Raw genomic sequence first — 26884 nt, forward strand, 5'->3', positions numbered from 1 at the left:
TGCACCTCGGCCTGCCCGCCCAGCTTGCCCTCGGTGCCCACCTCGCGCGCCACGCGCGTGACTTCCGCGGCGAAGGTGCCGAGCTGGCGCACCATGCGGTTGATGATGGTGGCCGTGCGCAGGAACTCGCCCTGCAGCGCCCTGCCCTCGGCTTCCAGCGCCATCGACTTGGACAGGTCACCCTGCGCCACCGCGCCGATCACCCGGGCCACTTCCGAAGTGGGGTGCACCAGGTCGGCCATGAGGGAGTTGATGCAGTCCACCTGCTCGCGCCAGAAGCCCGCCGCGTGCGCCATCTGCGCGCGCTCCTTGAGCTTGCCTTCCTTGCCCACCACGCGCGACAGGCGCGACAGCTCGCGCGCCATGCGCAGGTTCTCGTCCACCACGTCGTTGAAGGCATCGGCGACCTTGCCGTACACGCCGGGCCAGTCCTGGGGCAGGCGCGCCTCGGGGTCGCCCTTCTTGAGGCGCTGCAGGGCGGCAAGACCCATGCGGGTGCGCTCGTTCGCACGCTCGGTCTGCTCGATCAGCACGTTGACGGCCGCGACGTCGTCGAGCCAGAAGCCCATGAGGCGGTCCTCCGGCAGGCGCCGGGGCTCGCTGCCGCCGGCAACATTGGCCTGCAGGCCACGCAGGCGGTGCGAAGAGCGGGCCGTCTGGGCCACCAGCTCGTTGAATTCGGCAGCGATGCGGCCGTGGATGCCGCCCCAGTCGGTCGGCAGGCTCACGCCGCTGTCACCCCGGCGGAACGCCCCCAAGGCCTGGAGGATCGCCGCCAGCTCGCGTTCGCGCCAGTCGGCAGGGTCCCGCTTCGCCACTACTTCCATACCTCGATCCTTGTCCTGAGCGCCGCCTGACGACAGCGCGCGGTGGAGGTTAGTGACTTCACGGTCGCATCACAAGCCGAAGAGGCTACGGATGAGCCGGAAGTGCCCTGCTGGCGCGGCATGTAGGCCGGCGCCTACCCCAACAGGAGGCGCAGGCCGACAGGCGTGACGGCTGCCGCTTGCAGCCGGCGCAGGCGCCGGGATGACGCGCCGGAAGGAAAAAAGCCGCCCGAAGGCGGCTTGGTGGCTGACGCGGAAAACGCCGATCAGTTCATCGGGGTCTTCTCACCCTTCTTGTAGGTGTAGAGCGTGGTGGCCGGGTTCTTCAGCTCACCGTTGGGCTCGAAGGCGATGTTGGCCGTGACGCCCTTGTAGCTGGTCTTGCCCAGGTGGGGGATGTAGTCCTTCGGGTTGGTGGAGTTGGCGCGCTTCATGGCGTCGACCAGCACGAAGGTGGCGTCGTAGGTGTAGGGGCTGTACACCTGGAACTGGCCGGGGAACTTGGCGTCGTACTTCTTCTTCCACTCGGCGCCGCCGGGCATCTTGTCGATGGACGAGCCGCCCACGGCGCAGATGACGTTCTCCAGCGTCTTGGCACCGCCGGCGAGCTTGGCGATTTCCGAGGTGCAGATGCCGTCGCCGCCGAAGTACTTCACGTTCGTCATGCCCAGCTGCTCCATCTGGCGCAGCATCGGGCCGGCTTGCGGGTCCATGCCGCCAAAGAAGATGGCGTCGGGGTTCTTGGACTTGATGGCCGTGAGGATGGCCATGAAGTCGGTGGCCTTGTCGGTCGTGAACTGCTGGTCCACCACCTGCATGCCCTTCTTCTGGGCGGTCTGCTTGAAGACGTCGGCCACGCCTTGCCCATAAGCGGTGCGGTCATCGATGATCGCGACCTTCTTGAGCTTGAGCGTGTCCGCTGCATGCAGTGCCAGCGCGGCGCCCAGGGCGTTGTCGTTGGCGATGATGCGGTAGGTGGTCTTGTAGCCGGGCTTGGTCAGGGCCGGGTTGGTGGCCGCACCCGTGACGTGCGGGATGCCGCAGTCGTTGTAGACCTTGGAGGCCGGGATGGTGGTGCCGGAGTTCAGGTGGCCCACGACGCCCGCGACGCGCGAGTCGCACAGCTTCTGGGCGGCGGCCGTGCCCTGCTTCGGGTCGGCGGCGTCGTCCTCGGCCTGGATCTCGAACTTGACCGGCTTGCCGCCGATGCGCAGGTTCTGCTTGTTCAGGTCCTCGATGGCCATGCGCACGCCGTTCTCGTTGTCCTTGCCGTAGTGCGCCTGGGCACCCGACATGGGAGCGACGTGGCCGATCTTCACGACCTGGGCGTCTTGCGCCGAGGCGATGGCGGCGACCGCGGCCAGGGTGGCGGCCACGGACAGTTTCATCTTCATTTGCATGGGTTCTAACCTCCAGATGGGAAATAGGTTGAGTTCAGGTTTCTCAACCGGGGGAACATATCGCAATTCCCGCGCCAGCAGCCTAGAGGAAAGCCTAGGTAGGGACGTCCCGGAGCCGTTCGAAGACCCAGCCGCAATCCGCTCAGGATTTCGCGGCCGCCTGCTCGGCCAGGGCCTGCGTCACGGCCAGGCGCACCTCTTCTTCGATCTCCTGGCGCAGTCGCGGACCGAGCGCGCGCGTCTGCTCCACCACCAGGGAGGCGACCGCCTCGCGCAGCCGCTGGTCGAGCTCGGCGTCGATGCGCTGCATGACCCGCTGCACGATGCGCTCCTCGGCGCTGGCCGGCGCGCTGGCGAAGACCTGTTGCGGCCCGGGCTCCACCACCTCGGTGAGAGTGGGCACGTTGCGGGGCACGGGACGCGTGGTCATGACGCGGCCTGCCCCAGGTCATGGCGCTGGATGGCAAGGCCCTGGTCGGCGTAGCGCTTCCAGCGCCTGCGGGCCCGCTGCCGCTCGTCCTCGTCCAGCGCCACCACCTCGATGACGCGCTCGAACTGCTCGAAGCCTTCCGGCACCTCGTCCCCGAGGTTGACCAGCACGTCGCGGTGCGGCGCCATCAAAGGCGCTCCGCTCAGCACGATGGGGCTGTGTCGCAACACCGCCTCGGAAGCGCCCGGCAGCCGGCAGTGCGGCAGGAAGTCGGTGGCAGAGAAGGTCCAGAGGGCGGTGTCGAGTTCGTCCAGCGTCTCGTCGCCGGCGGCGACGACCACCGTGGCACCCCCGGCAGTGGCCTTGCGCAGCAGCCGGCAGGCATAGGCCAGCCGCCCGGGCGCGTTGAAGTGGAAGGCGACCTGCGTCATGTTCCCCGGGCGCCACCCTGCGCCGTGGCCCGGCTGCGCGCGGCGCGGGCCGGCTTGTCGCGCTTGGCCGCGGGCCGTGCGGCCTTGCTGGCCCTATCGGCTGCCTTGCCGGCCTTGGGCACGGGGGCCGGTCGATGCTGCGCCTGCCCGAGCAGGTATTGCACCAGCAGGCCCACGGGCCGGCCGGTCGCGCCCTTGGCGGCGCCGCCCTTCCAGGCGGTGCCGGCGATGTCCAGGTGCGCCCAGGGCGCCTTGCCCGCGAAACGCTGGAGGAACTTGGCGGCCGTCACCGCGCCCGCAGGACGGCCACCCACGTTGGCGACGTCGGCGAAATTGGACTTGAGCGACTCGCCGTACTCCTCGTCCAAGGGCATGCGCCAGCAGGGGTCGAGCGCGACCTCGCCGGCCGACTGCAGCGCCTGGGCGAGGCCCTCGTCGCTGCAGAAGAGGCCGCTGCGCACGCCACCGAGCGCAATGACGCACGCGCCGGTGAGGGTGGCGATGTCGATGACCGCGCGCGGCTTGAAGCGCTCGGCATAGCTCAGTGCGTCGCAAAGAATGAGGCGGCCTTCGGCGTCGGTATTGAGGACCTCGATGGTCTGGCCGCTCAGGCTGGTGACCACGTCGCCCGGCTTGAAGGCACGGCCGCTGGGCATGTTCTCGCAGGCGGGGATCAGGCCGACCACGTTCAGGGCCGGCTTGAGCTCGGCCAGCGCGCGGAACGTTCCCAGCACGCTGGCGGCGCCGCCCATGTCGAACTTCATCTCGTCCATCTCGGGCGCGGGTTTGATCGAGATGCCGCCGCTGTCGAAGGTGATGCCCTTGCCGATGACGACCACGGGCGCCTCCGAGGCGGCCGCGCCCTGGTACTTCAGGACAATGAATCGCAGCGGCTCCTCCGAGCCCTGGGCGACCGCCATGAACGATCCCATGCCGGCCTTGGCCACTTCCTTGGGACCGAGCACCTCGCACTGGAAGCCGCCGGCCTTGGCCATGCGCTTGGCCTCCTCGCCCAGGCGGGTGGGGGTGGCCATGTTCGGCGGGAGGTTGCCCAGTTCGCGTGCCAGCTCGATGCCGGTGGCCGCGCCGCGGGCCGCGGTGAAATCGTCCTGGCAGGCCGCCGCATCGGCGCAGCCGATGACCACCTTCTCGATCTCCCGCGATTCGGGCTTGGACTTGGTGGAGGTATAGACGTAACTGGCTTCGGCGGCCGCGGCAACGGCGGCGCGCACCGCATGCGCCCCCGCCTCGCGCGGCAGGCAGACCACCAGGCGCCTGACGGCGGCGCTGCGCAGCGAGGCCGCCACCGCATGCACCGCGGCATGTACGCGGCGGGCGCTGCCGTCGCCGCAGCCGGCGAGGATCACGCGGGGCGATGCGATGTCGGCGGGGCGCCAGGCCTGCAGCGTCTTGCCCGGCTTGGCCTCGAACACCTTGGACTTGATGGCATCGGCGGCGAGCCGGGAGAGCGCATCGGCGCCCGGCTTGAACCCCTCCTCGACCAGGACCACCAGGGCGTCGCCCTTTTCGTTCGCCGCACCGGCCCAGTCCAGGGTCTTGAGTTCGAAGTCCATAATGCCTTGTTGTTTCGCCACTGCCTTTGCGCGTCGATGTTATTCCATTCCTCCGTCCGCAAGGAGCTCGCCAGAAGCTTCGGCGCGACGCTGGTGGTGCTGATCACCATCGTCATGACCATGACCCTGATCCGCACGCTGAGCCAGGCCAGCCGCGGCAGCGTGAACCCGCAGGAGGTGCTCATGGTCATGGGCTACACGGTGCTCGGCTACCTGGCGCCGCTGCTCGCCCTGTCGCTCTTCGTCGCCATCGTCGCAGTGCTGTCGCGCATGTGGCGGGACAGCGAGATGGTGATCTGGTTCGGGGCCGGCCGTGGTCTGTCGGCCCTGCTCGCGCCGCTCCTTCGCTTCGCCTGGCCCGTGCTGGCGGTCATCGGGCTGCTCGCCCTCTTCGGCTGGCCCTGGGCCAACGAGCAGGCCCGCGAGCTGCGCGATCGCTATGGCAGCCGCGGCGACCTCGAGCGCGTGGCGCCAGGGCAGTTCCAGGAGTCCGCCAGCGGCACGCGGGTGTTTTTCCTGGACAAGGACACGCCGGACAACAAGTCGGGCAAGAACATCTTCATCGCCACCCAGGAGAAGGGACGCGAGACCGTCACCTCGGCCCGCACGGGCCAGGTCGTCACCCAGGGCGACAGCCAGTTCCTGCTGCTGTCCGACGGCCAGCGCATGGAGCGCTCCACCGGCAACGACGAGGTCAAGCTCAGTGTGTTCGAGGAACTCGGGACCCGGGTGGGCGCGGCCTCGGGCGCCGAGCGTGACGAGGCGCCGGCGAAGGCCCGCGCTTCCATCGAGCTGCTGCGCGATCCGACCCCGCGCAACCGCGGCGAGCTGGCCTGGCGCATCGGCCTGCTGCTGGCCGCGTGCAATCTGGTGGTGATCGCGGCCGTGGTCTCCGGCGTGAATCCGCGCGTGGGGCGCAGCGGCCACCTGCTGTTCGCCCTGTTTGCCTTCGTCGTGTACTTCAACCTCCTGAACCTTGGCCAGAGCTGGATCGGCGGCGAACGCATCGGCGCCCTGCGCTTCACACTGCTGCTGCACGGCGGCGTGCTGGTGCTTGCACTGCTCACACTGGCCAAACAGCACAACAACTGGGTGCTGCGGCTGCGTCCGCGCCGGCGCGGCCGTGCGCCCGGGGGCAGCGCTTGAAGACGATCCGCCGCCTCATCTACCGCGAGGTGCTGGGGTCCGTGAGCTTCGTGGCCGCGGGCTTTCTGGCCCTCTTCTTCTTCTTCGACTTCGTGGACGAACTGCCCGACGTGGGCCGCAGGGGCGGGGCCTACGGCCTCACGCAGGCCCTGACCTACGTGCTGCTGCTCGTGCCCAGCCACCTCTACGAGCTGATCCCCATCGCCGTGCTGATCGGGACCATCTTCGTGATGGCCCGGCTGGCCCAGAGTTCGGAGTACACCATCCTGCGCACCTCGGGCCTGGGCCCCTGGCGCGCGATGCGGACACTGCTGCTGCTGGGCGCCGTGTTCACCGTGGTCACCTTCGCGGTGGGTGACTACCTGGCGCCCGTGGCCGACCGGACGGCGCAGCTGCTCAAGGCGCGCTTCCAGGGCAACATCAGCATCGGCCAGACCGGCGCCTGGCTCAAGGAACGCCGCGGCGACCACACCATCACCGTCAATGTCGGCGCACTGCGCGCCGACGGCACGCTGGAATCCATCCGCATCTTCGAGGCCGACCGCAGCGGCGCGCTGGTCTCGGCGACGCAGGCCGAACAGGCGCGCTTCGCACCCGAGGGCTGGACCCTCGCCAGCGTCCAGCAACGCGTGTTCGGCACCAGCGCGCAAGGCGTGCCCGTGGTGCGCAACCAGCAGCACGCCTCCCTGCACTGGCCGACCGACCTGAGCCCCGAGATGGTGACCGTGGCGCTGCTCAAGCCCGAGCGCATGCGCACCCTGGACCTGTTCCAGTACATCCGCCACCTGGAGGCGAACGCACAGAACACGCAGCGCTACGAGATCGAGTTCTGGCGCAAGGTCTTCTATCCGCTCAGCTGCCTGGTGATGGTGGTGATGGCCCTGCCCTTCGCCTACCTGCACTTCCGCTCCGGCAGCATCACGGGCTTCGTTTTCGCGGGGGTGCTCATCGGCATCAGCTTCTTCCTGCTGAACAACGTGTTCGGCTACATCGGCAACCTGCGCAACTGGTGGCCCTGGCTCACGGCGGCGGCCCCAGGGCTCATCTACTCCCTGCTCTCCCTGGCGGCCTTCGGCTGGCTGGTGCTGCGACGATGAGCGAGCACGCCGTCATCCTCTTTGCCCATGGCTCGCGCGATCCGCTGTGGCGCGCGCCCATGGACGCGGTGGCGCAGCGCATCGCCGCGCGCGCCCCCGGGCTGTCGGTGCGCTGCGCCTTCCTGGAGCTCACGGCGCCCGATCTGGCGACGGTGGCCAGCGAACTCGCCGGCCTGGGGATCGGTCGGGCGCGGATCGTTCCGCTGTTCCTCGGGGTGGGCCGCCATGCCCGGGAGGACCTGCCCGCGCTGGTGGATCAACTGCGCAAGACGCATCCGCAGGTCACCTGGGAGCTCGCCCAGGCGGTCGGCGAGGACCCGCGCCTGCTGGACCTGCTGGCCGAAATGGCCTTGGGTCGTGCTGGGTCGTGAGTCGGCCCGGCGGCATAATGAAGCCCTCTCTTATTAGAAATTTGGCATGAACCTCCACCAGTTCCGCTTCGTCCAGGAGGCGGTTCGGCGCAACCTCAACCTGACCGAAGCGGCCAAGGCGCTGCACACCTCGCAGCCGGGTGTCTCCAAGGCCATCATCGAGCTGGAAGAGGAACTGGGCATCGAGATCTTCGCGCGCCACGGCAAGCGCCTGAAGCGCGTGACCGAGCCAGGGCAGCACGTGCTTCGCAGCATCGAGCTGATCATGCGGGAGGTGGGCAATCTCAGGCGCATCGGCGAGCAGTTCAGCGCGCAGGACAGCGGCACCCTGTCCATTGCCACCACCCACACCCAGGCGCGCTACGTGTTGCCGCTGCCGGTGGCGAAGCTGCGCGAGTCCTACCCCAAGGTGAACGTGAGCCTGCACCAGGGCTCGCCCGAGCAGGTGGCCCGCATGCTGCTGGACGAGGTGGCGGAGATCGGCATTGCCACCGAATCGCTGTCCGCTTACGCCGACCTGGTCACCCTGCCCTGCTACGAGTGGCAGCACGTGCTGGTACTCGCGCCCGAGCACCCGCTGGTGCAAAAGGAGCGGATCACGCTGGAGGACCTGGCGAACGAGCCGCTGATCACCTACCACCCCTCGTTCACGGGCCGCACCCGCATCGACGCTGCCTTCGCACAGCGCAAGCTCACGCCGCGCATCGCGCTGGAGGCGATCGACTCCGACGTGATCAAGACCTATGTGCGCCTGGGCCTGGGCGTGGGCATCGTGGCGGAAATGGCCGTGCGCGACGAGGAAGCGCCCGGCGCCCGCCTGGCCGTGCGCCCCCTGGGACACCTGCTGGGCCAGAACGTCGCGCGCGTGGCCTTCAAGCGCGGCGCCTACCTGCGCAACTTCGTCTACCACTTCGCCGAGCTGTTGTCCGACCGGCTCGACCGTCACCTGATCGCCAAGGCCATGACCGGCCACGTGAACGACTATGAACTCTGAATTCCCGGTCCGCACCCCCACACTCGCCAGCAAGCTGCCGGCCGTGGGCACGACCATCTTCACCGTGATGTCGCAGCTGGCGAGCGAGCTTGGCGCCGTGAACCTGGGCCAGGGGTTCCCGGACTTCGACTGCGACCCGCGGCTGCTGGATGCCGTGAACGAGGCCATGCGCGACGGGCACAACCAGTACCCGCCGATGGCGGGCGTGCCCGCCCTGCGCGAAGCGATCGCCGCCAAGATGGAGGCGCTCTACCGGCGCCGCTACGACCCGCTGGGCGAGATCACCGTCACGGCCGGTGCCACGCAGGCCATCATCACCGCCGTCCTGGCCGTGGCACGCGCCGGCGACGAGGTGATCGTGCTGGACCCCTGCTACGACAGCTACGTGCCCAACATCGAGCTGGCGGGCGCCACGCCGGTGCGGGTGCCGCTGACGCCGCACAGCTTCCGCCCCGACTTCGACCGCATCGCCGCGGCGCTGGGGCCGCGCACGCGCGCCATCATCGTCAACACGCCGCACAACCCGAGCGCCACCGCCTGGACGCGCGAGGACATGCTGCGCCTGCAGGAGCTGCTGGCGCCGACCGACGTCCTGGTGATCAGCGACGAGGTGTACGAGCACATGGTCTTCGACGGCTGCGAACACCAGAGCGCGGCGCGCTTCGACGGGCTGGCCGCGCGCAGCTTCATCGTCTCCAGCTTTGGCAAGACCTATCACGTCACGGGCTGGAAGGTCGGCTACGTGGCCGCGCCGGCGCCGCTCATGGCCGAGTTCCGCAAGGTGCACCAGTTCAACGTGTTCACGGTGAACACGCCGATGCAGCATGGGCTCGCGCGCTACATGGCCGACCCCCGGCCCCACCTGGACCTGCCCGCCTTCTACCAGCGCAAGCGCGACCTGTTCCGCCAGGGCCTTGCCGGCTCGCGCCTGCGCCTGCTGCCCAGCGAGGGCAGCTACTTCCAGTGCGTGGACATCTCCGCCGTGAGCGAGCTGTCCGAATCGGAGTTCTGCCTCTGGCTCACGCGGGAAATCGGCGTCGCCGCCATCCCGCTGTCGGCCTTCTACGGCAACGGCTTCGACCAGCGGGTGGTGCGCTTCTGCTTCGCCAAGCGCGACGAGACGCTGCGCAGCGCGCTGGAGCGCCTGTCCCGCCTCTGACGGGGTTCAGCAACTGACGGGGTTGCGGCAGAAGCGCTCGAGCTCCATCACGCGCGCGTTGGCGCTGACGGGAAGCACCGCCTGCGGGCCCACGTCCAGGGCGAGCTTGGCGGCGTACTTCTCGAAGAACTGCTTGAACAGCTCCGGCCCGACGGTGCCGTAGGCCGTGAGCGTGTCTTCCCTGGCATCGTGACGCAGCAGCACGGCGGCCAGCGGCTGCTCGGCCGGGCCGGAGACCACGCGCGCGCCTGCGGCCGGGTCGTACTGGCTGTTCTCGGCGCAGCAGTGGATCAGCCCGTCCTGCACGCCGCGCCGCGCGCGCCCCTTGCGAAAGCTGATGAAGCTCACGTCCTTGTTGGGATAGACCAGCTTGTGCGCGCAGATCGCGGAGAAGGCGACGATGCTGCGATCCGGGCCGATGCCCCCCGGCCAGTCGTAGGAACCGCTGGGCCCCCGAACGGCTTGCCCGGGGACGGTGCGCCCCAGCCGCAGCAGGAACACCGGCGTGGCCACATAGGGATAGTGGAAGACGTAGTTCACCTGCGGCTTGAGGCTCGCCGCCTTCAGCGGCCGCCCGGACTCGTCGCCGAGCACCACGGGCTCGTACTCGGTGACGCGCGCGTTGCCCGCCAACGCCGGCAGCGCCGCCACCCATGAAGTGCAGGCAGTCGCTGCACTGCAGGTGCCGATGAAGTGCCGCCGGTCCATACGTCCATTTCCTGGGAGTGCGCCGGCCAGTGTGCCGGGCAGCCGCGGATCGCCAGACCCAGGGTTTCCCCGAAGAAAAAACGCTCAGCCGAAAAACGAAAAGCCGCCTCTCGGCGGCTGTTCCGTGTCCGGCGCGAAGCCCCTCAGACCGGCTGGACCAGGCCGACGCGGGCGTTGAAGCTCTGGCATGCGGCTTCGAAGTTGCGGATCTCGCCGAGCGCCTCCTTCAGGCTCATCTCGCCGGCTTCCATCAGCTTGCCCGCCAGGTGCTCGGTCAGCGGCTTCAGGCGCGACAGCGAGGCCTTGGTCTCGGTGTAGAGGCGCTCGCTCTGCGCCTCCATGATGCTGCGCGTTTCCTCGTCGACGTTGCGGCCACCGCCTTCCGAGGCCAGGGCGCCGAAGTTCAGGCGCGTCTTGCGGTACATGCCCATTTCGCCCACGGCGTGGTGCAGCAGGCGCGTGACGCGGGTGATGTCGTTGTGGGCGCCGTTGGTGGTGCCTTCCTCGCCGAAGAACAGTTCCTCGTTCGCCATGCCACCCAGCAGGACGCGCACGTCGTGCTCGATATCGCCCTTGGTCTTGAGCAGGTTGGCGCCCTGCTTGTGGAACACGAAGCCCAGCGCGTTGTTGCGCGGGTTGGCCTTCAGCGAGATCTTGAGCGTCTTCATTTCGCTCAGGATGCGCTCCCAGTCGTCGCCGCAGCGCTTGCGCTCCTGCTCGAAGTCCACCAGGAAGTGGCCCCATTCGTGGATGGCGATGATGCGGCGGTCGCGCTCGCGCTCCTTGGTGGTGTTGGTGTTGACGTTGCCCACCATCACCCGCTCGGCCGCCTGCATCAGCGTGTCCGCGCCGATCATGTCGCCGGCCTGCACGGCCGAGATGCCGGCCTGGTTGACGATGGTCTCGAGGTCCGCCGGGCTGCGGCCTTCGGTGATCTCCACCAGGTGGCGCAGGTCCAGGTCGGGCAGCACCTTGTCCGCACGCTGCGAGAGGTAGTGGCCGATGATGGCCGCGCGCTCTTCCTTGTTCGGCAGGCGGAAGTCCACCTTCATCTGGAAGCGGCGCAGCATGGCCTCGTCCATCTGCATGGTCTCGCTGTTGAAGTTGCTGGCCACGATCCAGATGATCTCGGCGTCGCTCTTGGTGCGCACCCCGTCGAGCACGGCCAGCAGCATGTTCTGCGTGTCGTCGTCGAACTTGCGGTGGCCGCCGCGCTTCATGAACAGGTCCTGCGCCTCGTCGAGGAAGACGATGCAGCGTTTGCGGCGCTTGGCCATGGACACGATGCGGTTGAGCGTGCTGGCGCCGCCGCCCACGTAGCCGGTCTCCAGGTTGACGGCCGAGTGGAACAGAATCGGGAGGTTCAACTCCTTGGCCAGGTAGCTCGCCAGCTTGGTCTTGCCGGTACCGGCGGGGCCGCTGAACATCACGTTGAACGGCTTCTTGATGCCGTACTCCGCGTACTCGGCGCGTCGCTGGTACTGGTCCTTGATCTGGGAGACCTCGGACTTGATGTCGTCCATGCCCACCAGGTCTTCCAGCGAACCCTGCACCTGCGCCGGCTCGATGAATTTGAGCGACTTGTGCTGCCCGCGCAGCTGGAAGTACAGGAAGCCGAGCAGGCCCAGGGTCAGCGAGGCCGACAGCACGCCGCTCACGCCGGCCTTCCAGGCGTCCTTCTCGGACTGCGGGCGGGCGCCTTCGAAGCGCTGGTCAAGGCGCGCGACCATCTGCTGGCTGCTGGGGCTGAGTTCGGCCTTGGGCACGAAGCTCAGCTTGCCGCCCCACGGCGCCGCCACGGCCTTGTCGGCAAAGATCTTGGTTTCCATGTCCGAGGGATAGAAGGCGTGCTGCCTGCCGCCGGACTCGACCAGGATGAAACGTTCGGACACATTCCACATCAGCGGGCGGTAGATCACCGTGATGCGCTCGATGGGGTTGTTCTCCAGGAAGGAAAGCACCGAGCCTGAGCCGAAGACGACCGGAAGCGACTCGTTGAGCTTCCACATCCCCTCGGCGCCCTGCCCCGCGCTCATGCGCTTGACCTCTTCGGCGACGGCCGCCTGGCGCTGCGTCAGGATGATGGAGTAGATCCCGGTGGCCGGGATCATCAAGGCGAGGGCCAGCAGCAGCAGCTTGACCGCGGTGGACTGGATCACGAACCAATCCGATAGCCTGGAAGCCGCCTTCTTGACGGCCAGCCACAAGCTGCCCTCGGGCGGCTCGTCCTTGGTGAATTCGGGTCTCTGGGGGGTGCTGGCCGATAAATCCGACATGTTGTCTTTCAAGGGCAGAACGTGGCACAAAGAATGTCGGAGCCATCCTACAGAGACACGGGCATAGCGCCGCAGCATGCAAGAGCATCTGCCGTGCTAGGGCGTACTCCCGTGACTTTTTTTGAAGGGAACCCACAGGCGCTTTGTTGCTCAAACGCAAGCCGGGTTTTCTTTCAAGTTTCTTCCCCCGGCAGTTCCCCCCCGGCGCGCAAGGCCGTGGGGGATTTTTTTCGTCCGGCTTACGGCCTGCGTGGCTCGATAATCCGGGCGTGATTCCGTCCCTTCCGACTGGCCAGGAGGCTGCGCCCGAGACGCCGCGGCCAGGCTCCCTCCTCGATCTCTTCCTCTCCTTCAGCTGGCTGGCCCTGCAGGGCTTCGGCGGCGTGCTGGCCGTGGTGCAGCGCGAACTGGTCGAACGCAAGCGCTGGATGACACGCGAGGAGTTCGTGGAGGACTGGGCGGTGGCGCAGATCATGCCCGGCCCCAACGTGGTGAACCTGTCCCTGATGATCGGCCACCGCTACTTCGGCCTGCGCGGCGCACTGGCCGCGCTGGCGGGCATGCTGGTGTTCCCGCTCCTGGTCGTGATCGGCCTGGCACTCGCGTACGCGGGCTATGCCGGGCATCCGCAGGTCATGGGCGCGCTGCGCGGCATGGGCGCGGTCGCGGCCGGGCTCGTCACCGCCACCGGGCTGAAGCTGCTGTCCACCCTCGGCCGCAACCCGATGGGGATGTTCGCCTGCGTCGGCCTCTCGGTGGCGACCTTCGTGGCCATCGCGCTGCTGCGCGTCCCGCTCGCCTGGGTGCTGCTCGTGCTGGGATCGCTCGCGTTCTGGCTGACCTGGCGACGGCTCGCCCCATGAGCGTCGCCACCGTCGACTGGCTCGCTTTCTTCGGCCACTTCCTCGCCTTGTCGCTGCTGTCCATCGGCGGCGCCATCACGACCGCGCCGGACATGCACCGTTACCTGGTGGACCGGCAGCAGTGGCTGACGGACGCGCAGTTCACCGCCTCCATTGCCATCGCGCAGGCCGCACCGGGGCCGAACGTGCTGTTCGTCGGGCTCCTCGGCTGGAACGTCGGACTGAACGCGGGCGGCCTGCCGGGTGCGGCCACGGGCATGTTCCTGGCGCTCCTGGGCATCCTGCTGCCCAGCACCACCCTCACCTATGCCGCCGCGAGCTGGGGCCACCGCAATCGGGAGCTGCGGGCCGTGCGCGCCTTCAAGCAGGGCATGACGCCCATCGTGCTGGCGCTGCTGGTCGCCACGGGCTGGCTGCTGGCCACGGGCGGGGGCTATGACCTCGGGCGCTGGCCTCTGTGGCTTGTCAGCGCCATCGCGACGCTGGTGGTGTGGCGCACCCGCATCCACCTGCTGTGGCTGCTCGGCGCGGGCGCGGTCCTGGGCTGGTTCGGCTGGGTCTAGGCTGGGCATCAGCCGCGCTGGCGGCGCGCCTCGTACAGGCAGATGCCGCTGGCGACCGAGACGTTGAGGCTTTCGACCGCGCCACGCATGGGGATGCTGACCAGCTCGTCGCAGGTCTTGCGCGTGAGCTGGCGCATGCCGGCGCCCTCGGCGCCGAGGACGAGGGCCAGCGGCACTTTCAGGTCCGCCTCGTAGAGGGTGCGGGGTGCGTCCCCGCTGGTGCCGACGCACCAGATGTTGCGCTCCTGGAGCTCGCCGAGCGTGCGCGCGAGGTTGGTCACCATGAAATAAGGCACCGTCTCGGCGGCGCCGCTCGCGACCTTGGCCACCGTGGCATTGAGGCCCACCGCGTGGTCCTTGGGCGCGATCACGGCGTGGGCGCCCGCGCCGTCGGCCACGCGCAGGCAGGCACCCAGGTTGTGGGGATCGGTCACGCCGTCCAGCACGAGGAGAAGTGGCGGGTCCTCCAGCGCATCGAGGAGATCGTCGAGCGAACGCGCCACTTCGACAGGCTCCACACGTGCGGCCACCCCCTGGTGGCCGGCACTCCCCGCGAGCTTGGCCAGCCGCAGGCTGTCCGCCTCGACGAGCCGCGCGCCGGCTTCGCGCGCCCGCTCCAGGAATTGGCGCATGCGCGCGTCGCGGCGGCCGGGATCGAAGAACACCTCGATGACCGTCTGGGGTGCCGTCTTGAGGCGCACGCCCACCGCGTGGAAGCCGAACAGGATCTTGGGAGCTGACATGGCGCGATTATCCGGGTGCCCCAGCACTAGAATCCGGCCACTGGAGGGAGATGAATACGATGGGATTACGCCCAAAGTTCAGCGTCGCCATGGGAGTCGGCCTCCTGGCGGGCTTGGCAGCCACGCTCCTGCTGTGCGAGCACGAACTGGAGCAGAACGCGAGGCGGGACGTCATTCGCCAGGCCCGTCTCGTTCTGGACGCCGCAGAAACGGCCCGCCGCGACACAATGGACCAACACCAGTCTCGAAGCCTCGTGATGCCTACCCCCCTCCTGCCGCCATCCGAGCCGTCGTTCGCGGCGTACGAGGCGGTGGAGCGCGTTCGCCGACGCCACGCCGAATTCCACTACACGGAAGCCGTCGCAAATCCGGTGCAGCCCGGCGGACCGGACGCGGATTGGGAACACGCACTGATCGACCGCTTCCGGCTGCAGGCGCAGCTGCATGAGCTGGTCACTGAGGCGGCCGGTGGGACACTCCTGGTACTGGCCCGCGCGGTCAGGACCGGCGGCGCTTTCCAGAGCGACGGGGCAGCGGACGGAACCACCCGAGGCGCCGGCGAACTGGCATCGGTGCAGATCGTCTCCGTGCCGGCGATCGTGGCGGCGCGGCAGGCGGACGCGGTGTTCTGGCCGCTGGCGCTCAAGTTGGCGGGTCTCTTCATCGCCGTGTTCGTGGTACTCGAACGCCTTTATGCCTGCTTCGTGGGGCGCCCCCTGCGGGAGTTGGCCGAGATCTCGACCCGCGTGAGCCTCGGTGACTTCGACCAGCCGGAGTTCTCGGACGCGAGCGCGGACGACATCGCACTGCTGGGTCATGCCTTCAACCGCATGCGCCGCAGCGTGACGCTCGCACTGCGGCTTCTCACGCCGGAGCCTTCCGCATGAATACAGCCATCGGGCCGACGCCAAGCCGAACGGACCTGTCGTCCGCCGCAGGCGTACGCGGTCCGCATGTCGCGATGGCGCCATCGCCTTTTTCCACCGCCTGCAACCGGCGCGACCTCCTGTGCACCATCCTGTTCGTCGACCTGGTCGGCTACACCATGCTGCCCGTGGACGGGCAGGTCGCAGCCAAGCACGCCATGAACCGGCTGGTGGCCCGCGCCATCCACGGCGTCCCCCGCCGCAACCGCCTGGCCATCGACACGGGCGACGGCGCCGCGATCTGCTTCATCGCCGACCCGCAGCAGACGCTGGAGGCGGCCGTGGTGCTGCGCGGGCTGCTGCAGCGGCTCCACCATCCGCGCCTGCGCGCCCGCATCGGGCTGCACCTGGGCTTCGTGCGCATCGTTCCGGACATCAACGACCACAAAAACGTGGTGGGCGACGGCATCAACGTGGCCCAGCGCATCATGGACTTCGCGCAGCCCGACCAGATCCTCGTGTCCAGCCCCTTCCGCTCGCTGCTGCTGCGCACCGGGGAACTCGGCCCCGGTGCCTGCGTGTCGCTGGGGCGCCTGCGCGACAAGCATGGGCGTGCGCACGAGGTGCATCGCCTCGCGCTGGAGCGCATCGATCGCTGGAGCTGCCGCGAGTCCGGTGGCGATCGTGCGCACCCGGACGGCGACGGCAAGGAGGCCGAGCGGCAGCGGATCGCGATTGAACTGACGGGCCTCGTCGGCCCCATCGCACCCATCCTGGTCGCGCGCCTTGCCGAGCGGGGCGCCACGCCGGCGCAGATGCGCCAGTGGCTGGCGGAGCTCCTGCCCGACCCCGCGGTGCGGAGGGCCTTCCTGGGCGACGCGTCGGGGGGTGTCCATCCCGGGCCGGCGGCCGGCCCCAAGGGTGCCGGCGAAGCCCGGCCACTGCACGAGGTGGCACCGCGCCCCCGTCCGCGGCGCGCACGCGCTGCACCCGCTGCGGTGGCGCCGTCCACCGTGGCCAAGTCGCCCGCGCCCCGTGCGCGGCGCGCGGCGCCGGCGCGGCCTGAGCCCCTGGATCGGCTCGAATCGGTGCTCGGCCGGTTCATCGGGCCCCTGGCCCGAGCGACCCTCGAGCGTGCGCTTTCCGCGGGCCTGCGTGGCCCCGAGCTGGTCGCCGCACTGGCCGAACAGCTGCCGGAAGGTCCGGACCGTGAAGGCTTCCTGCGGGCGGTCGCGCGCGAGCTGTAAGAGTCCTGACGTTCAGGCCACTGCGATGCGGCCGGCCTCGATGGTGATGCGCCGATCGCAGCGCGCCGCGATCTCGCGGTCGTGCGTGACCAGCACCAGGGTGGTCCCCTGCTCGCGGTTGAGGTCCAGCATCAGGGCCATCACGGTTTCGCCCGTCGCGAAGTCCAGGCTGCCGGTCGGTTCGTCGGCCAGCAAGACCGCCGGCTGCACGACGAAGGCACGGGCCAGGGCCACCCGCTGCTGTTCACCGCCGGACAGCACGCGCGGGTAGTGTCCCAGCCGCTCGGACAGGCCCACGCGGCGAAGCATCTCGGCGGCGGCCGCGCGCGCGTCACGCCGGCCCGCGAGTTCGAGCGGCAGCATCACGTTCTCCAGCGCGCTGAGGTTCGCCATGAGCTGGAAGCTCTGGAACACGAAGCCGATCTTCTGGGCGCGCCAGCCGGCACGCTCGTCCTCGTCCATGGCGAACAGATCGCGGCCCCCTAGGCGAACGGTGCCCCGCGTCGGCGTGTCCAGGCCGGCGACGATGGACAAGAGCGTGCTCTTGCCCGACCCGGAGGCCCCCACGATGGCGACTGTCTCCCGGTGCGCCAGGGTGAAATCGATATCGCGGAGAATCTCCAGGGTGCCCGTCGAGTCGGTGACCGATTTGTGGACGTGCTCGACGGCGATGATGGCTTCGGACATGGAGTGGTGGATTTGGAGCGAAGGCAATTTCTAGCCAGCCTGCTGCTGGGGCCCGCGGCCCTGGGGGCTGCGGCGGCAGCGGAGCCGGTGATTCTCGTGCTTGGCGATTCGCTGAGTGCGGAGTATGGCCTCAAACGCGGCAGCGGCTGGGTCGCCCTGCTGGAGCAGCGCCTGGCGCGCGAGAAGATCGCGGCCCGCGTGGTCAATGCCAGCATCAGCGGCGACACCACCTCGGGCGGGCGGGCGCGCCTGCCGGCCCTGCTGCAGCAGCACCGGCCCAGCCACGTGGTCATCGAACTCGGTGGCAACGATGCCCTGCGCGGGCTGCCGCTGGAGATGACGCAAGGCAATCTCGCGGCGATGGTCGAGGCGGCACGCCGGGCCGGTGCCAAGGTGCTGCTGGCCGGCATGCAGCTGCCGCCGAACTACGGGCGCGAGTATGGCGAGCGCTTCGCGGGGCTCTATGAGGCGGTGTCGCGGCGCCAGGGAACGGCCCTGGTGCCCTTCCTGCTCAAGGGCGTGGCCGACGGGCCGGACGCGCTGCGCCTCTTCCAGGCAGACCGCATCCACCCCACCGAGGAGGCGCAGCCCCTCATCCTGGCCAACGTGTGGCCGGAACTGCGCAAGCTGCTCGTCCCGTGAGCCTCGTTCGCATCACGGCCGCCGAGGCCATGCAGCGGCTCGGCGAGTTCGACACCCTCATCGACGCTCGCAGCCAGGCCGAGTACGAGGAAGACCGCCTGCCCGGCGCCGTGAACTGGCCGTCGCTGGACGACGCCCAGCGGCATCGCATCGGAACGCTGTACAAGCAGGTCAGCCCCTTCGAGGCCAAGAAACAGGGCGCCGCTCTGGTGGCCGCCAACATCGCGCGGCACATCGAGCGCGAGGTGCTGGACAAGCCCAAGGGCTGGCAGCCCCTTGTGTACTGCTGGCGTGGCGGCAAGCGAAGCGGCGCCCTCGCGCTGGTGCTGGACCAGATCGGGTTCCGCGTTCACTGGCTCGACGGCGGCTACAAGGCCTTCCGAACGCAGCTGCTGGCGCAGTTGCCCGCACTGGCGCAATGCCTGTCCTACCGCGTCGTCTGCGGTCCGACCGGCTCCGGCAAGACCCGGTTGCTGCAGGCGCTGGCCGAAGCCGGCGCCCAGGTGCTGGACCTGGAAGCCCTGGCCCAGCACCGCAGCTCGGTGCTGGGGCTGGCGCCCGGTGAAACCCAGCCGAGCCAGAAGCAGTTCGACACCCGCATCTGGGAACGCCTGCGCGGCTTCGATCCCGCCCGGGTGGTCTGGGTCGAAAGCGAAAGCAAGAAGGTGGGCAACGTGGCCGTGCCCGAGGCGCTCATCAGTGCCATGCGGGCCAGCCCCTGCTTCCACCTGGCGCTTCGCGACGAGGAGCGCGTCGCGTTGCTGCTGGAGGACTACGACTGGTTCGTCAAGGATCCCGAGCACTTCTGCAGCCGCCTGGACGCGTTGGCCGAGCTGCGCGGCAGGGGCGTGGTGCGCGAGTGGCAGGACCGGGTCCGCGCGGGCTTCACGTCGCAGGTGGTCCAGGAACTGCTCGTGCAGCACTACGACCCCATGTACGCGGCCTCGATCCGGCGCAACTTCGCCCAGTGGGAATCGGCCCGCACCGTGGAGGCCGCCAGCCGCGCCCCCAGCGCGATGCGGGACCTCGCCCGCGTCCTCATCGAGGCCTGAAGCGCCGCGGCTGCCGCACCGCGTCAGCGGGCGCCCGCCGGCTCGGGGTCGGCCAGGTGCACGCCCAGGGCGCCCAGGGGGTCCAGCCAGTGCTGCGGCGCGCACCAGCCCTTGAAGGTCAAGGGGCGGCGCTGCCCAGGCTGCAGCGCGCCGACGAGCTTGCCTCCGGATGCCTGGATGTAGGCCACGCTCAGGAGCGGCCGATGGCTTCCCGCGTCCAGGTAGATGCGGCGGTGCAGATGCATGGGCACCAGCGTGCCCTCCAGGAGTTCGGGCGGCACGTCGGTCTCGTAGGCAGTGCGGCCGCGGAGGCGGTCGGCATGCAGGGACACGTTGGCCTTGGTCGCGCACAGCTGGTCGAACTGCGGCTTGGCCAAGAGCTCGTCGATGACCGGCACGGGGAGCAAGGCCAGGAACATGACGATCTTGAGCTCCAGGCGCAGCGGCGACTCGATGAAGGCGTCTCCGATCCGGTGGGCAAGCCAGGCACAGGCGGCGGCCCAGCCGAGCGCGAGCGACCATACGAAAAAGCCGGTCATGTGACCGGCTCCTGGGACTGCTGCCCGGCGGTGCCCGCCGGGCGATGGACAACAACACGCAAACCCGAACCTTCGAACGAACGAAGCTTCGGATGCTAATCGTTAGGAACTATTTCTTTGCTAGCTGGAAGCTGACGCGTCGCGTGTGGAAGGGAAATTTTGCGCGGAACCGTCGCCTTCTTCGCCCTGCTCCGACGGGGTTTGCTCATCTGCAGGCCCTTGGCCGGATTTGCGTTCGGCCTTGGCGCGCAGCTTGTCTTCTTTTTTGCGCTTCTTGGCCAGTTCCTTCTGGCGCTTTTCATAGCCGTAATTGGGTGTGGGCACATCGACTCCTGAGACCGTTGACTGGCCCACTGTACGCCATTCGGGGCGCAGAGGACATTGGCCACCGGTGCCTGCTCAGGCGAGTGCCCGCAAGGCCTGGGCCAGGTCGTCCTGAAGGTCGGCGCGGGATTCGAGCCCGACCGAAAAACGCACCAGCACCCCGCGCCACCGGCCGGTGCCCAGATCGGCGCTGCGCATGGAGGAGAGCTCATAAGGCACGGCCAGGCTCACCGGTCCGCCCCAGGAGTACCCGAGCCGGAACAGGCGCAGCGCGTCGCAGAACGCATCGACGCGGCGGGGCTCGAGGTCGGGGCGGAACAGCACGGAAAACAATCCGGCCGCCAGCCCCTGCGGCCCGCACAGCTCGCGCCAGTGCTCGTGGCCGGGCGAGCCTTCCAGGGCGGGGTGCAGGACCTGCGCGGCTTCGCCGCGGGCGCTGAACCAGCGGGCCAGTTCCCGCGCGCTCGCGTCCTGCGCCCGATAGCGCAGCTCCAGGGTGGGCAGCGACCTGAGCACTGCCTCGGCGTCGTTGGCACCCACGCCCCAGCCCATGTGCATATGCGTCTCGCGCAGCCGCAGGTGCAGCGCTTCGTCGCGCGTGACCACGCTGCCCATGAGCACGTCGCCGCCACCGCTCGGGTACTTGGTCAGGGCCTGCACCACGATGTCCGCGCCGCCACCCTCGAAGCCGTTGAAGGCCAGGCCCGCGCCCCAGGTGTTGTCCAGCGCGGTGGTGATGCCGCGCTCCCGGCACGCCGCCGCGAGGCGCGCCAGCGGCGGAAACTCCATCGTGACCGAGCCGGGGGCTTCGAGCCAGACCAGCCGCGTCCGGGGGCCCAGGCGCGCTGCCAGGTCCTGCGGGTCCATGGGGTCGTACTTCTGGTGCGTGATGCCCCAGCGCGCGAGCTCAGCCTGCGCGAGCGCCTTGAGCGGCCCATAGGCGTTGTCCGGAACCAGGACCTCGTCGCCACTGGCCAGCAGGCTCAGGTTGACGTGCGCCAGCGCCGCCAGCCCGCTGGGCACGAGCAGGCACTGCCCACCTCCTTCCAGCGTGGCGATGCGCTCTTCCAGCTGGAACGTGGTGGGCGTGCCGTGCAGGCCGTAGGTGTAGCCGTGCTTGTGCTTCCAGTCGCGCGCGCGCATGGCCGCGACGTTGGCGAATATGACGGTGGAGGCCTTGAAGACGCCCGGCTGCGGCGCCTCGAAGCCGGCGGGCGGCTGGTAGGGGTGGTGAATGAGGTGGGTGACGCGGTCGCTCATGCGGCGATCTTAGGCGCACCCGCCGCCACTCCTCAGATGCGCCACTTCTCCAGCAGCTTCTCCGGCCCCATGCTGTCGTAGCCTTCGAAAGGCTGGTGGATCCAGGGATTGGTGGGGAGGAATTCGACCGAGTAGTCCGGCGTGAAGGTGGACAGGCCCTTGGTCCAGATCACGGCGCTGCGCAGCTCGGAGATGGGTTTGTAGTTGTTGCGCAGCTGGTCCACCACCTTGTGCAGCGTGTGGCCCGAGTCGGCCAGGTCATCCACCAGGAGCACGCGGCCGGCGATTTCCCCCTTGGGGGTGGTGATGTAACGGGCGATGTCCAGGTGGCCTTGCACCGTGCCGGCTTCGGCGCGGTAGGAGCTGGTGGACATGATGGCCAGCGGCTTGTCGAAGATGCGGCTCAGGATGTCGCCCGGGCGCATGCCCCCGCGCGCCAGGCACAGGATGGTGTCGAACTGCCAGCCCGACTGGTGCACCTTGATCGCGAGTTTCTCGATCAGGTTGTGGTACTCGTCGTAGCTCACGTACAGGTGCTTGCCGTCTTCCGTCAACATCTTGGGACTCCTCGTTCTCTCGGGTTCGCTTCAGGCGGCCAGATAGGGGTGGCGCATCATGATCGTGTGGTCGCGGTCCGGGCTGGTGGAGATCATGTCGATCGGCACCCCGGTCACCTGCTCGATGCGCTGCAGGTACAGGCGCGCATTGACCGGCAGCTGCTCGTACTGCGTCACGCCCACGGTGCTTTCGCTCCAGCCGTCCAGTGTCTCGTAGATGGGGCGGCAGCGGGCGATCTCGTCGGCGCCCAGGGGCAGCAGGTCGATGGTCTCGCCATCGAGCTCGTAGCCGGTGCACAGCTGCAGCTCCGTCAGTCCGTCCAGCACGTCCAGCTTGGTGATGCACAGGCCCGACAGGCCGTTGACCTGCGCGCTTCGCTTGAGCAGGGCCGCGTCGAACCAGCCGCAGCGCCGCGCCCGCCCCGTGGTGACGCCGCGCTCGGCGCCCACGGTGGACAGGTGGTAGCCCACGGTTCCGGGCGTCTCCCAGTCCAGCTCCGTGGGGAACGGGCCCCCGCCCACGCGCGTGCAATAGGCCTTGGTGATGCCCAGGATGTAGTGCAGCATGCCCGGCCCCACCCCCGCGCCCGCGGCGGCATTGCCCGCCACGCAGTTGCTGGAGGTGACATAGGGGTAGGTGCCGTGGTCCACGTCGAGCAGCGTGCCCTGCGCGCCTTCGAAGAGCAGGTTGCTGCCGTCACGGTGCGCTTCGTTGAGCTCGCGCGAGACGTCGGCCATCATGGGCTCCAGCTGCCGGCCCAGGGCCAGGGCTTCGTCCAGCGTCTGCTGGTAGTCCACCGCCGGTGCGTTGAGGAAGGTGGTGAGCACGTGGTTGTGCAGCTCCAGCAGCACCTTGAGCTTCTCGGCGAAGCGCTGCGGGTGCCTGAGGTCCTGCACGCGCAGCGCGCGGCGGGCGATCTTGTCCTCGTAGGCCGGTCCGATGCCGCGGCCCGTGGTGCCGATCTTCTCGCTGCCGCCCTGCTCGCGCAGGCGCTCGCGCGCCACGTCCAGCGCGGCATGGAACGGCAGGATCAGCGGGCAGGCCTCGCTGATGCGAAGGCGCGAGCGCACCTCCACGCCGGCCTTCTCCAGCCCTTCGATCTCCTCGAACAGCTTGGCCGGGGACAGCACGACCCCGTTGCCGATGTAGCACTTCACGCCCGGACGCATGATGCCGGACGGAATGAGGTGCAGCGCCGTCTTGACGCCGTTGATCACCAGCGTGTGGCCCGCGTTGTGGCCCCCCTGGAAGCGCACCACGCCCTGGGCCATCTCGGTCAGCCAGTCCACCAGCTTGCCCTTGCCTTCGTCGCCCCACTGGGTGCCGACCACGACCACGTTGCGACCAGATGTCTTGTTCATTTGCGAATACGTCGAAAAGATGTTCAGAGGGCGCGGACCGCCCAGGTGCCGCCCAGGAGGGCCAGCTCGCGGTCGCAGAGGAATTCGTCCGCTTCGCTTTCGTGGCCCGGGAGCACGCACACCACGGTTTCGCCCTGCGTGCGCAGCCGCGCGATGGCACCGCGCAAGGCCGCGTCCTCGCCCCAGGGCGCGCGGATGGCGGCCTTGAGCGCACGCCGGCTCGCCACGCCCACGAGTTCCTTGAGGTCCAGGCTGAAGCCGGCCGCGGGCCGCTTGCGGCCGAAGACCGCACCCACCTCGTCATAGCGCCCGCCGCGCACCAGCGCCTCGGTGGCGCCGGGCGTGTAGATGCCGAAGCGCACGCCGGTGTAGTAGGCATAGCCGCGCAGGTCGGCCAGGTCGAAGCTGATGGCGGCACCTTCCAGGTGCGAGGCCAGCCAGCGCAGGCTGGCCAGCGCCTCGCCGATGGCCGGAAGGTCCGGCAGCGCGCGGGTCGCTTCGTCCAGCACGCGGACGTCGCCATAAAGGCTGACCAGGCGCGCCAGCCCGTCGCGGCTCTGGGCACTGAGGGAGCGCGTCAGCGCGGCCAGCGTGCTCGCATCCTTGGCCGCGAGCGCGGCGTGGATCTCGGCCAGGCGCTGGGGCGCGATGGCATTGCCTTCGAGCAGCGCGGCGACGATGCGGGCGTCGGCCATGTCCACGGTGAGTGCACTCACCTGGGTCTCGCGCAGGCAGTCCAATGCGAGCGTGAGGGCTTCGAGATCGGCTTCGAGGCCCGCGTGGCCGTAGATCTCCGCTCCGAACTGCAAAGGCTCGCGCGTGGCGTGGGGCCGGCCCGGCCGCGTGTGGAGCACCGGCCCGCAGTAGCACAGGCGCGCCACACCGCTGCGGTTGAGCAGGTGCGCGTCGATGCGCGCCACCTGCGGCGTGCTGTCGGCGCGCAGGCCGAGCATGCGCCCGGACAGCTGGTCCACCAGCTTGAAGGTCTGCAGGTCCAGCGCCTCGCCCGTGCCGGTGAGCAGGGACTCCAGGTGTTCGAGCAGCGGCGGCATCACCAGCTCGTAGCCATAGCTGCGGGCGGTGTCGAGCAGTTCTCGTCGAAGCTCTTCGATGTGCCGGGCCTCGGAAGGCAGAACATCGGCGATGTGATCCGGCAGGACCCAGGCAGACATGGGGAGGCAGGCTGAAAGAAACGCGTATTCTACCGAGCGCCCATCAGGCGCCCGGGCAACTCAGCCGGCACGAACCGATTCAGCCGACCAGCCAGAGCAGCAACAGGCCCAGCAGCAGGCTGCACAGGCCGAAGAAGCGCAGCTGCCCGTCGCGAAGCTGCGTGAGCTGCAGGAAGGTGCGGCGCCAGTTGCCCGGCGCGAGCAAGGGGAAAAGGCCCTCGAACACCAGCACCAGGGCCAGCGCCGTCCAGAACACTTCCGAGCTCAAGGCAGGCGCCGTCCGGTTCAGCGGCGCGGAGCGGAAGTTCCGGCTGCGGCCGCTGCCGCTGCCGGCGGTGCCGGCGTGGCGGCGGAGGCGCCCCCGCTGCCGCCGCCACCGCGGAAGGTGCGGAAGAACTCCGAGGTGGACGGGTCCAGCACCAGCACGTCGCCGCGCTTTCCGATGCTGGACTTGTAGGCTTCCAGGCTGCGGTAGAACTGCGCAAACTGCGGGTCGCGGCCGAAGGCCTCGTTGTAGACGGCGGCGGCCTGCGCGTCCCCTTCGCCCTTGACCTTCTGCGCCTCGCGGTACGCGTTGGCGATGGTGACCTCGCGCTGGCGGTCCGCCTCGGCGCGGATCTTCTCGCCTTCGGCCGCGCCGGTGGAACGCAGTTCATTGGCGACGCGCTTGCGCTCGGCCTCCATGCGCCGATAGACGGATTCGGTGATGGCATCGACGTAGTCGGCCCGCGTGATCCGCACGTCCACCACGTCCACGCCCCAGGGGTTGTTGCCCTTGACCACTTCCTGCGCCTCGCGCTTGACGTCGGCCATGAGCTCGTCACGGCGCGTGGACAGCAGCTCGCTCACCGTGCGGCGGTTGATCTCTTCCTGGAAGGCGTTGCGAACCACCCGGTTGAGCTGCACGGCGCCGGCCTGTTCGTCCAGGCCCACGTTGCGGATGTACTGCAGCGGGTCGGTGATGCGCCAGCGCACGAACCAGTCGATGACCACGCGCTGCTTCTCCGCCGTGAGCATGGGTTCGGCGTCGGCGCTGTCCATGGTGAGCAGGCGCTTGTCGATGTAGCGCACGTTCTGGAACGGCGGCGGCAGCTTGAAGTGCAGCCCCGGCTCCGTGATGACCTGCTTGATCTGGCCGAGCGCATACACCACGCCGAACTGGCGCTGGTCCACCACGAAGAGCATGGAGCTGGCCACTGCCAGCACGACCAGCAGCGCAGCGATGATGATTCCGAGTCGATTCATGTGAGTTGTCCCCTGCCCTGGTCAGCGCGTCTCGCGCTCGCGGCTGCGCATGTTGTCCCGCGCCCGCGCGTCGTTGGGCACGGGCGTGCCGTTGGATGGCGCAGTCACCGGCGCCGGTGCCGTGGTCGCCGCCGAGGTGCCGGCGCCCTCCGCGCTTTGCTGGATCAGCTTGTCCAGGGGCAGGTACAGCAGGTTGGAGCCCTGTCGCGAATCGACCAGCACCTTGTTCACGTTGGAGTAGATCTGCTGGAGCGCGTCGACGTACATGCGCTCGCGCGTGACCTGCGGGGCACGCTGGTACTCGGTGAGCACGGAGCGGAAGCGCTGGGAGTCGCCCTGGGCCTGCGCCAGGATGCGGGCCTTGTAGCCCTCGGCCTCCTCGCGCAGGCGCGACGCGGAACCCACCGCGCGCGGGATCACGTCGTTGGCATAGGCCTGTGCCTCGTTCTTCGCGCGCTCGCGCTCCTGGCCAGCCTTGAGCACGTCGTCGAAGGCCGCCTGCACCTGCTCGGGCGGACGCACGCCACCCTGCTGCAGGTTCACCGCCACGATTTCGACCCCGACGCCATAGCGATCCAGGATGTTCTGCATGAGCCTGCGCACGCGCGGCGCGATCTGGTCGCGCTCCTCGGACAGGGCCGCATCCATGCGCATATTGCCCACCACCTCGCGCACCGCCGTCTCGGCGACGTTGACCACGGTTTCCGCCGGGTTGCGGCTCTCGAAGAGCCAGGCGCGCGCGTCGTTCAGGCGGTACTGCACCGCGAACTTGATCTCCACGATGTTCTCGTCCTGCGTGAGCATGGCCGAGTCGCGCAGGCCGGTGGCGCGGATCACGTTGTCGCGGCCGATGTCCACCGAGCGGATCTGCGTGACCGTCACCGGCTCGTGGCGCTGGATGGGGTACGGAAGCCGCCAGTGGAAGCCGGCGCCCACCGTGGACTGGTAGCGCCCGAACTGCGTGATGACAGCCTGCTGGCCTTCCTGGACGATGAAGAAACCGGTGCCCAGCCAGATCAGCACGACGACCGCCGCGATGAGGCCGATGCCCACGCCCGCGCTCTTCATGTCCGGTTGGAAGTTGCCGCCGCCGCCGGGATCGGGGCCGCGCCCACGGCCGCCGAAGAGGCCGCCGAGTTTGCGGTTGAAGTCGCGCCAGAGCTCATCCAGGTCCGGCGGGCCCTGGTTGGGGCCCTTGGGCGGGCCTCCCTGCGGACCGTCGGGGCGGTTGTTGTTCTCCGACCGGACGTCGTCTTCCCGCCCCCAGCGCGGGTCGTTCAGGTTGAACATGCCTAGCACACGAGCGACGAGCGGTGGGCGGGAGCGCTTGGCGAGCGGAGGATTCATTC

General features: G+C 69.0%; 28 protein-coding genes and 1 pseudogene. 11 read left to right on the forward strand and 18 right to left on the reverse strand.

Features of this window, described 5'->3' with window-relative positions; genetic code table 11:
- The 5 genes and pseudogenes from EZ242_RS04670 to EZ242_RS04690 form a co-directional block, all read right to left on the reverse strand.
- A pseudogene (locus EZ242_RS04670) lies at nucleotides 1-827 on the reverse strand (hybrid sensor histidine kinase/response regulator); the annotation flags it as partial.
- Between the two features lie 266 nt (nucleotides 828-1093).
- On the reverse strand, nucleotides 1094-2227 hold the full coding sequence (locus tag EZ242_RS04675) for a branched-chain amino acid ABC transporter substrate-binding protein (RefSeq protein WP_135283986.1): 1134 nt from the start codon (nucleotides 2225-2227) through the stop codon (nucleotides 1094-1096).
- A gap of 142 nt (nucleotides 2228-2369) precedes the next feature.
- Nucleotides 2370-2657 (reverse strand): hypothetical protein, encoded by a 288-nt coding sequence (locus EZ242_RS04680; RefSeq protein WP_135283987.1) that lies wholly within the window; start codon nucleotides 2655-2657, stop codon nucleotides 2370-2372.
- Entirely contained in the window at nucleotides 2654-3088 is a 435-nt protein-coding gene (locus EZ242_RS04685; protein WP_135283988.1) for a DNA polymerase III subunit chi, read from the reverse strand. Before EZ242_RS04685 ends, EZ242_RS04680 begins: the two co-directional genes overlap by 4 nt.
- The gene (locus tag EZ242_RS04690; protein WP_135283989.1) at nucleotides 3085-4662 is read right to left on the reverse strand and encodes a leucyl aminopeptidase; all 1578 of its coding nucleotides are present in this window, start codon (nucleotides 4660-4662) and stop codon (nucleotides 3085-3087) included. Before EZ242_RS04690 ends, EZ242_RS04685 begins: the two co-directional genes overlap by 4 nt.
- A 36-nt stretch (nucleotides 4663-4698) precedes the next feature.
- On the opposite strand from EZ242_RS04690, the gene lptF reads away from it, so the two are divergent.
- From lptF to EZ242_RS04715, 5 genes are read left to right on the forward strand one after another with little or no spacing between them, the layout of a single operon-like run.
- Nucleotides 4699-5808: an LPS export ABC transporter permease LptF gene (lptF, locus tag EZ242_RS04695; RefSeq protein WP_135283990.1), complete on the forward strand. Its 1110-nt coding sequence runs from the start codon at nucleotides 4699-4701 to the stop codon at nucleotides 5806-5808.
- Complete coding sequence (gene lptG / locus EZ242_RS04700) at nucleotides 5805-6905, forward strand: LPS export ABC transporter permease LptG (RefSeq protein WP_135283991.1); 1101 nt, start codon at nucleotides 5805-5807, stop codon at nucleotides 6903-6905. The genes lptF and lptG overlap by 4 nt, the downstream gene beginning before the upstream one ends.
- Entirely contained in the window at nucleotides 6902-7276 is a 375-nt protein-coding gene (locus EZ242_RS04705; protein WP_135283992.1) for a sirohydrochlorin chelatase, read from the forward strand. The genes lptG and EZ242_RS04705 overlap by 4 nt, the downstream gene beginning before the upstream one ends.
- 46 nt (nucleotides 7277-7322) lie before the next feature.
- On the forward strand, nucleotides 7323-8270 hold the full coding sequence (locus EZ242_RS04710) for a CysB family HTH-type transcriptional regulator (protein ID WP_135283993.1): 948 nt from the start codon (nucleotides 7323-7325) through the stop codon (nucleotides 8268-8270).
- Complete coding sequence (locus tag EZ242_RS04715) at nucleotides 8260-9429, forward strand: pyridoxal phosphate-dependent aminotransferase (RefSeq protein ID WP_135283994.1); 1170 nt, start codon at nucleotides 8260-8262, stop codon at nucleotides 9427-9429. Before EZ242_RS04710 ends, EZ242_RS04715 begins: the two co-directional genes overlap by 11 nt.
- A 6-nt stretch (nucleotides 9430-9435) precedes the next feature.
- Here EZ242_RS04715 and EZ242_RS04720 read toward each other — a convergent pair whose 3' ends face one another.
- Nucleotides 9436-10137, reverse strand: a complete 702-nt coding sequence (locus tag EZ242_RS04720) for a Rieske (2Fe-2S) protein (protein ID WP_205960593.1) — start codon at nucleotides 10135-10137, stop codon at nucleotides 9436-9438.
- A gap of 143 nt (nucleotides 10138-10280) precedes the next feature.
- Nucleotides 10281-12413, reverse strand: coding sequence for an AAA family ATPase (locus EZ242_RS04725; protein ID WP_135283995.1), 2133 nt, complete (start codon nucleotides 12411-12413; stop codon nucleotides 10281-10283).
- A 269-nt stretch (nucleotides 12414-12682) separates the two neighbouring features.
- Between EZ242_RS04725 and EZ242_RS04730 the strand changes: the two genes are divergently transcribed.
- The gene (locus tag EZ242_RS04730; protein ID WP_135283996.1) at nucleotides 12683-13276 is read left to right on the forward strand and encodes a chromate transporter; all 594 of its coding nucleotides are present in this window, start codon (nucleotides 12683-12685) and stop codon (nucleotides 13274-13276) included.
- Nucleotides 13273-13839 (forward strand): chromate transporter, encoded by a 567-nt coding sequence (locus tag EZ242_RS04735; protein ID WP_135283997.1) that lies wholly within the window; start codon nucleotides 13273-13275, stop codon nucleotides 13837-13839. Before EZ242_RS04730 ends, EZ242_RS04735 begins: the two co-directional genes overlap by 4 nt.
- 8 nt (nucleotides 13840-13847) lie before the next feature.
- Here the strand turns inward: EZ242_RS04735 and rlmB are convergent, their stop codons facing one another.
- The gene (rlmB, locus tag EZ242_RS04740) at nucleotides 13848-14582 is read right to left on the reverse strand and encodes a 23S rRNA (guanosine(2251)-2'-O)-methyltransferase RlmB (protein WP_135283998.1); all 735 of its coding nucleotides are present in this window, start codon (nucleotides 14580-14582) and stop codon (nucleotides 13848-13850) included.
- An 89-nt stretch (nucleotides 14583-14671) separates the two neighbouring features.
- On the opposite strand from rlmB, the gene EZ242_RS04745 reads away from it, so the two are divergent.
- A complete protein-coding gene (locus EZ242_RS04745; RefSeq protein ID WP_167784645.1) occupies nucleotides 14672-15469 on the forward strand; it encodes a c-type heme family protein in 798 nt (265 codons plus the stop codon).
- A gap of 74 nt (nucleotides 15470-15543) precedes the next feature.
- The gene (locus EZ242_RS04750) at nucleotides 15544-16695 is read left to right on the forward strand and encodes an adenylate/guanylate cyclase domain-containing protein (RefSeq protein ID WP_135284000.1); all 1152 of its coding nucleotides are present in this window, start codon (nucleotides 15544-15546) and stop codon (nucleotides 16693-16695) included.
- A gap of 12 nt (nucleotides 16696-16707) precedes the next feature.
- On the opposite strand, the gene EZ242_RS04755 is transcribed toward EZ242_RS04750, so the two are convergent.
- Nucleotides 16708-17382, reverse strand: a complete 675-nt coding sequence (locus tag EZ242_RS04755) for an ABC transporter ATP-binding protein (protein WP_135284001.1) — start codon at nucleotides 17380-17382, stop codon at nucleotides 16708-16710.
- A gap of 12 nt (nucleotides 17383-17394) precedes the next feature.
- Here EZ242_RS04755 and EZ242_RS04760 point away from each other — a divergent pair, with 12 nt between their 5' ends.
- Nucleotides 17395-18024 carry an arylesterase gene (locus EZ242_RS04760; protein ID WP_135284002.1) on the forward strand — a complete coding sequence of 210 codons (630 nt, stop codon included), beginning with the start codon at nucleotides 17395-17397 and terminating at the stop codon, nucleotides 18022-18024.
- Nucleotides 18021-19076, forward strand: coding sequence for a tRNA 2-selenouridine(34) synthase MnmH (gene mnmH / locus EZ242_RS04765; protein ID WP_135284003.1), 1056 nt, complete (start codon nucleotides 18021-18023; stop codon nucleotides 19074-19076). Before EZ242_RS04760 ends, mnmH begins: the two co-directional genes overlap by 4 nt.
- Before the next feature lie 23 nt (nucleotides 19077-19099).
- Here mnmH and EZ242_RS04770 read toward each other — a convergent pair whose 3' ends face one another.
- The 9 genes from EZ242_RS04770 to hflK all read right to left on the reverse strand — a co-directional run bounded on the left by EZ242_RS04770 (nucleotide 19100) and on the right by hflK (nucleotide 26882).
- A complete protein-coding gene (locus EZ242_RS04770) occupies nucleotides 19100-19615 on the reverse strand; it encodes a hypothetical protein (RefSeq protein ID WP_135284004.1) in 516 nt (171 codons plus the stop codon).
- Between the two features lie 120 nt (nucleotides 19616-19735).
- Nucleotides 19736-19939: a hypothetical protein gene (locus EZ242_RS04775; protein WP_135284005.1), complete on the reverse strand. Its 204-nt coding sequence runs from the start codon at nucleotides 19937-19939 to the stop codon at nucleotides 19736-19738.
- A gap of 75 nt (nucleotides 19940-20014) precedes the next feature.
- Entirely contained in the window at nucleotides 20015-21199 is a 1185-nt protein-coding gene (locus EZ242_RS04780; protein WP_135284006.1) for a PLP-dependent transferase, read from the reverse strand.
- Between the two features lie 32 nt (nucleotides 21200-21231).
- Nucleotides 21232-21756 (reverse strand): phosphoribosyltransferase, encoded by a 525-nt coding sequence (locus EZ242_RS04785; RefSeq protein ID WP_135284007.1) that lies wholly within the window; start codon nucleotides 21754-21756, stop codon nucleotides 21232-21234.
- A gap of 30 nt (nucleotides 21757-21786) precedes the next feature.
- Nucleotides 21787-23118, reverse strand: coding sequence for an adenylosuccinate synthase (locus EZ242_RS04790; RefSeq protein ID WP_135284008.1), 1332 nt, complete (start codon nucleotides 23116-23118; stop codon nucleotides 21787-21789).
- 23 nt (nucleotides 23119-23141) lie between these two features.
- Nucleotides 23142-24290 carry an ATP phosphoribosyltransferase regulatory subunit gene (locus tag EZ242_RS04795; RefSeq protein ID WP_135284009.1) on the reverse strand — a complete coding sequence of 383 codons (1149 nt, stop codon included), beginning with the start codon at nucleotides 24288-24290 and terminating at the stop codon, nucleotides 23142-23144.
- A gap of 79 nt (nucleotides 24291-24369) precedes the next feature.
- Entirely contained in the window at nucleotides 24370-24558 is a 189-nt protein-coding gene (locus EZ242_RS04800) for a DUF2065 domain-containing protein (RefSeq protein ID WP_135284010.1), read from the reverse strand.
- A gap of 17 nt (nucleotides 24559-24575) precedes the next feature.
- The gene (hflC, locus tag EZ242_RS04805) at nucleotides 24576-25535 is read right to left on the reverse strand and encodes a protease modulator HflC (protein ID WP_135284011.1); all 960 of its coding nucleotides are present in this window, start codon (nucleotides 25533-25535) and stop codon (nucleotides 24576-24578) included.
- Between the two features lie 21 nt (nucleotides 25536-25556).
- Nucleotides 25557-26882, reverse strand: a complete 1326-nt coding sequence (gene hflK, locus EZ242_RS04810; protein WP_135284012.1) for an FtsH protease activity modulator HflK — start codon at nucleotides 26880-26882, stop codon at nucleotides 25557-25559.
- Between the last annotated feature and the right edge of the window lie 2 nt (nucleotides 26883-26884).

This window comes from Ramlibacter rhizophilus, from assembly GCF_004681965.1.
In the GTDB taxonomy this organism is placed as follows: Bacteria; Pseudomonadota; Gammaproteobacteria; order Burkholderiales; family Burkholderiaceae_C; genus Ramlibacter; species Ramlibacter rhizophilus.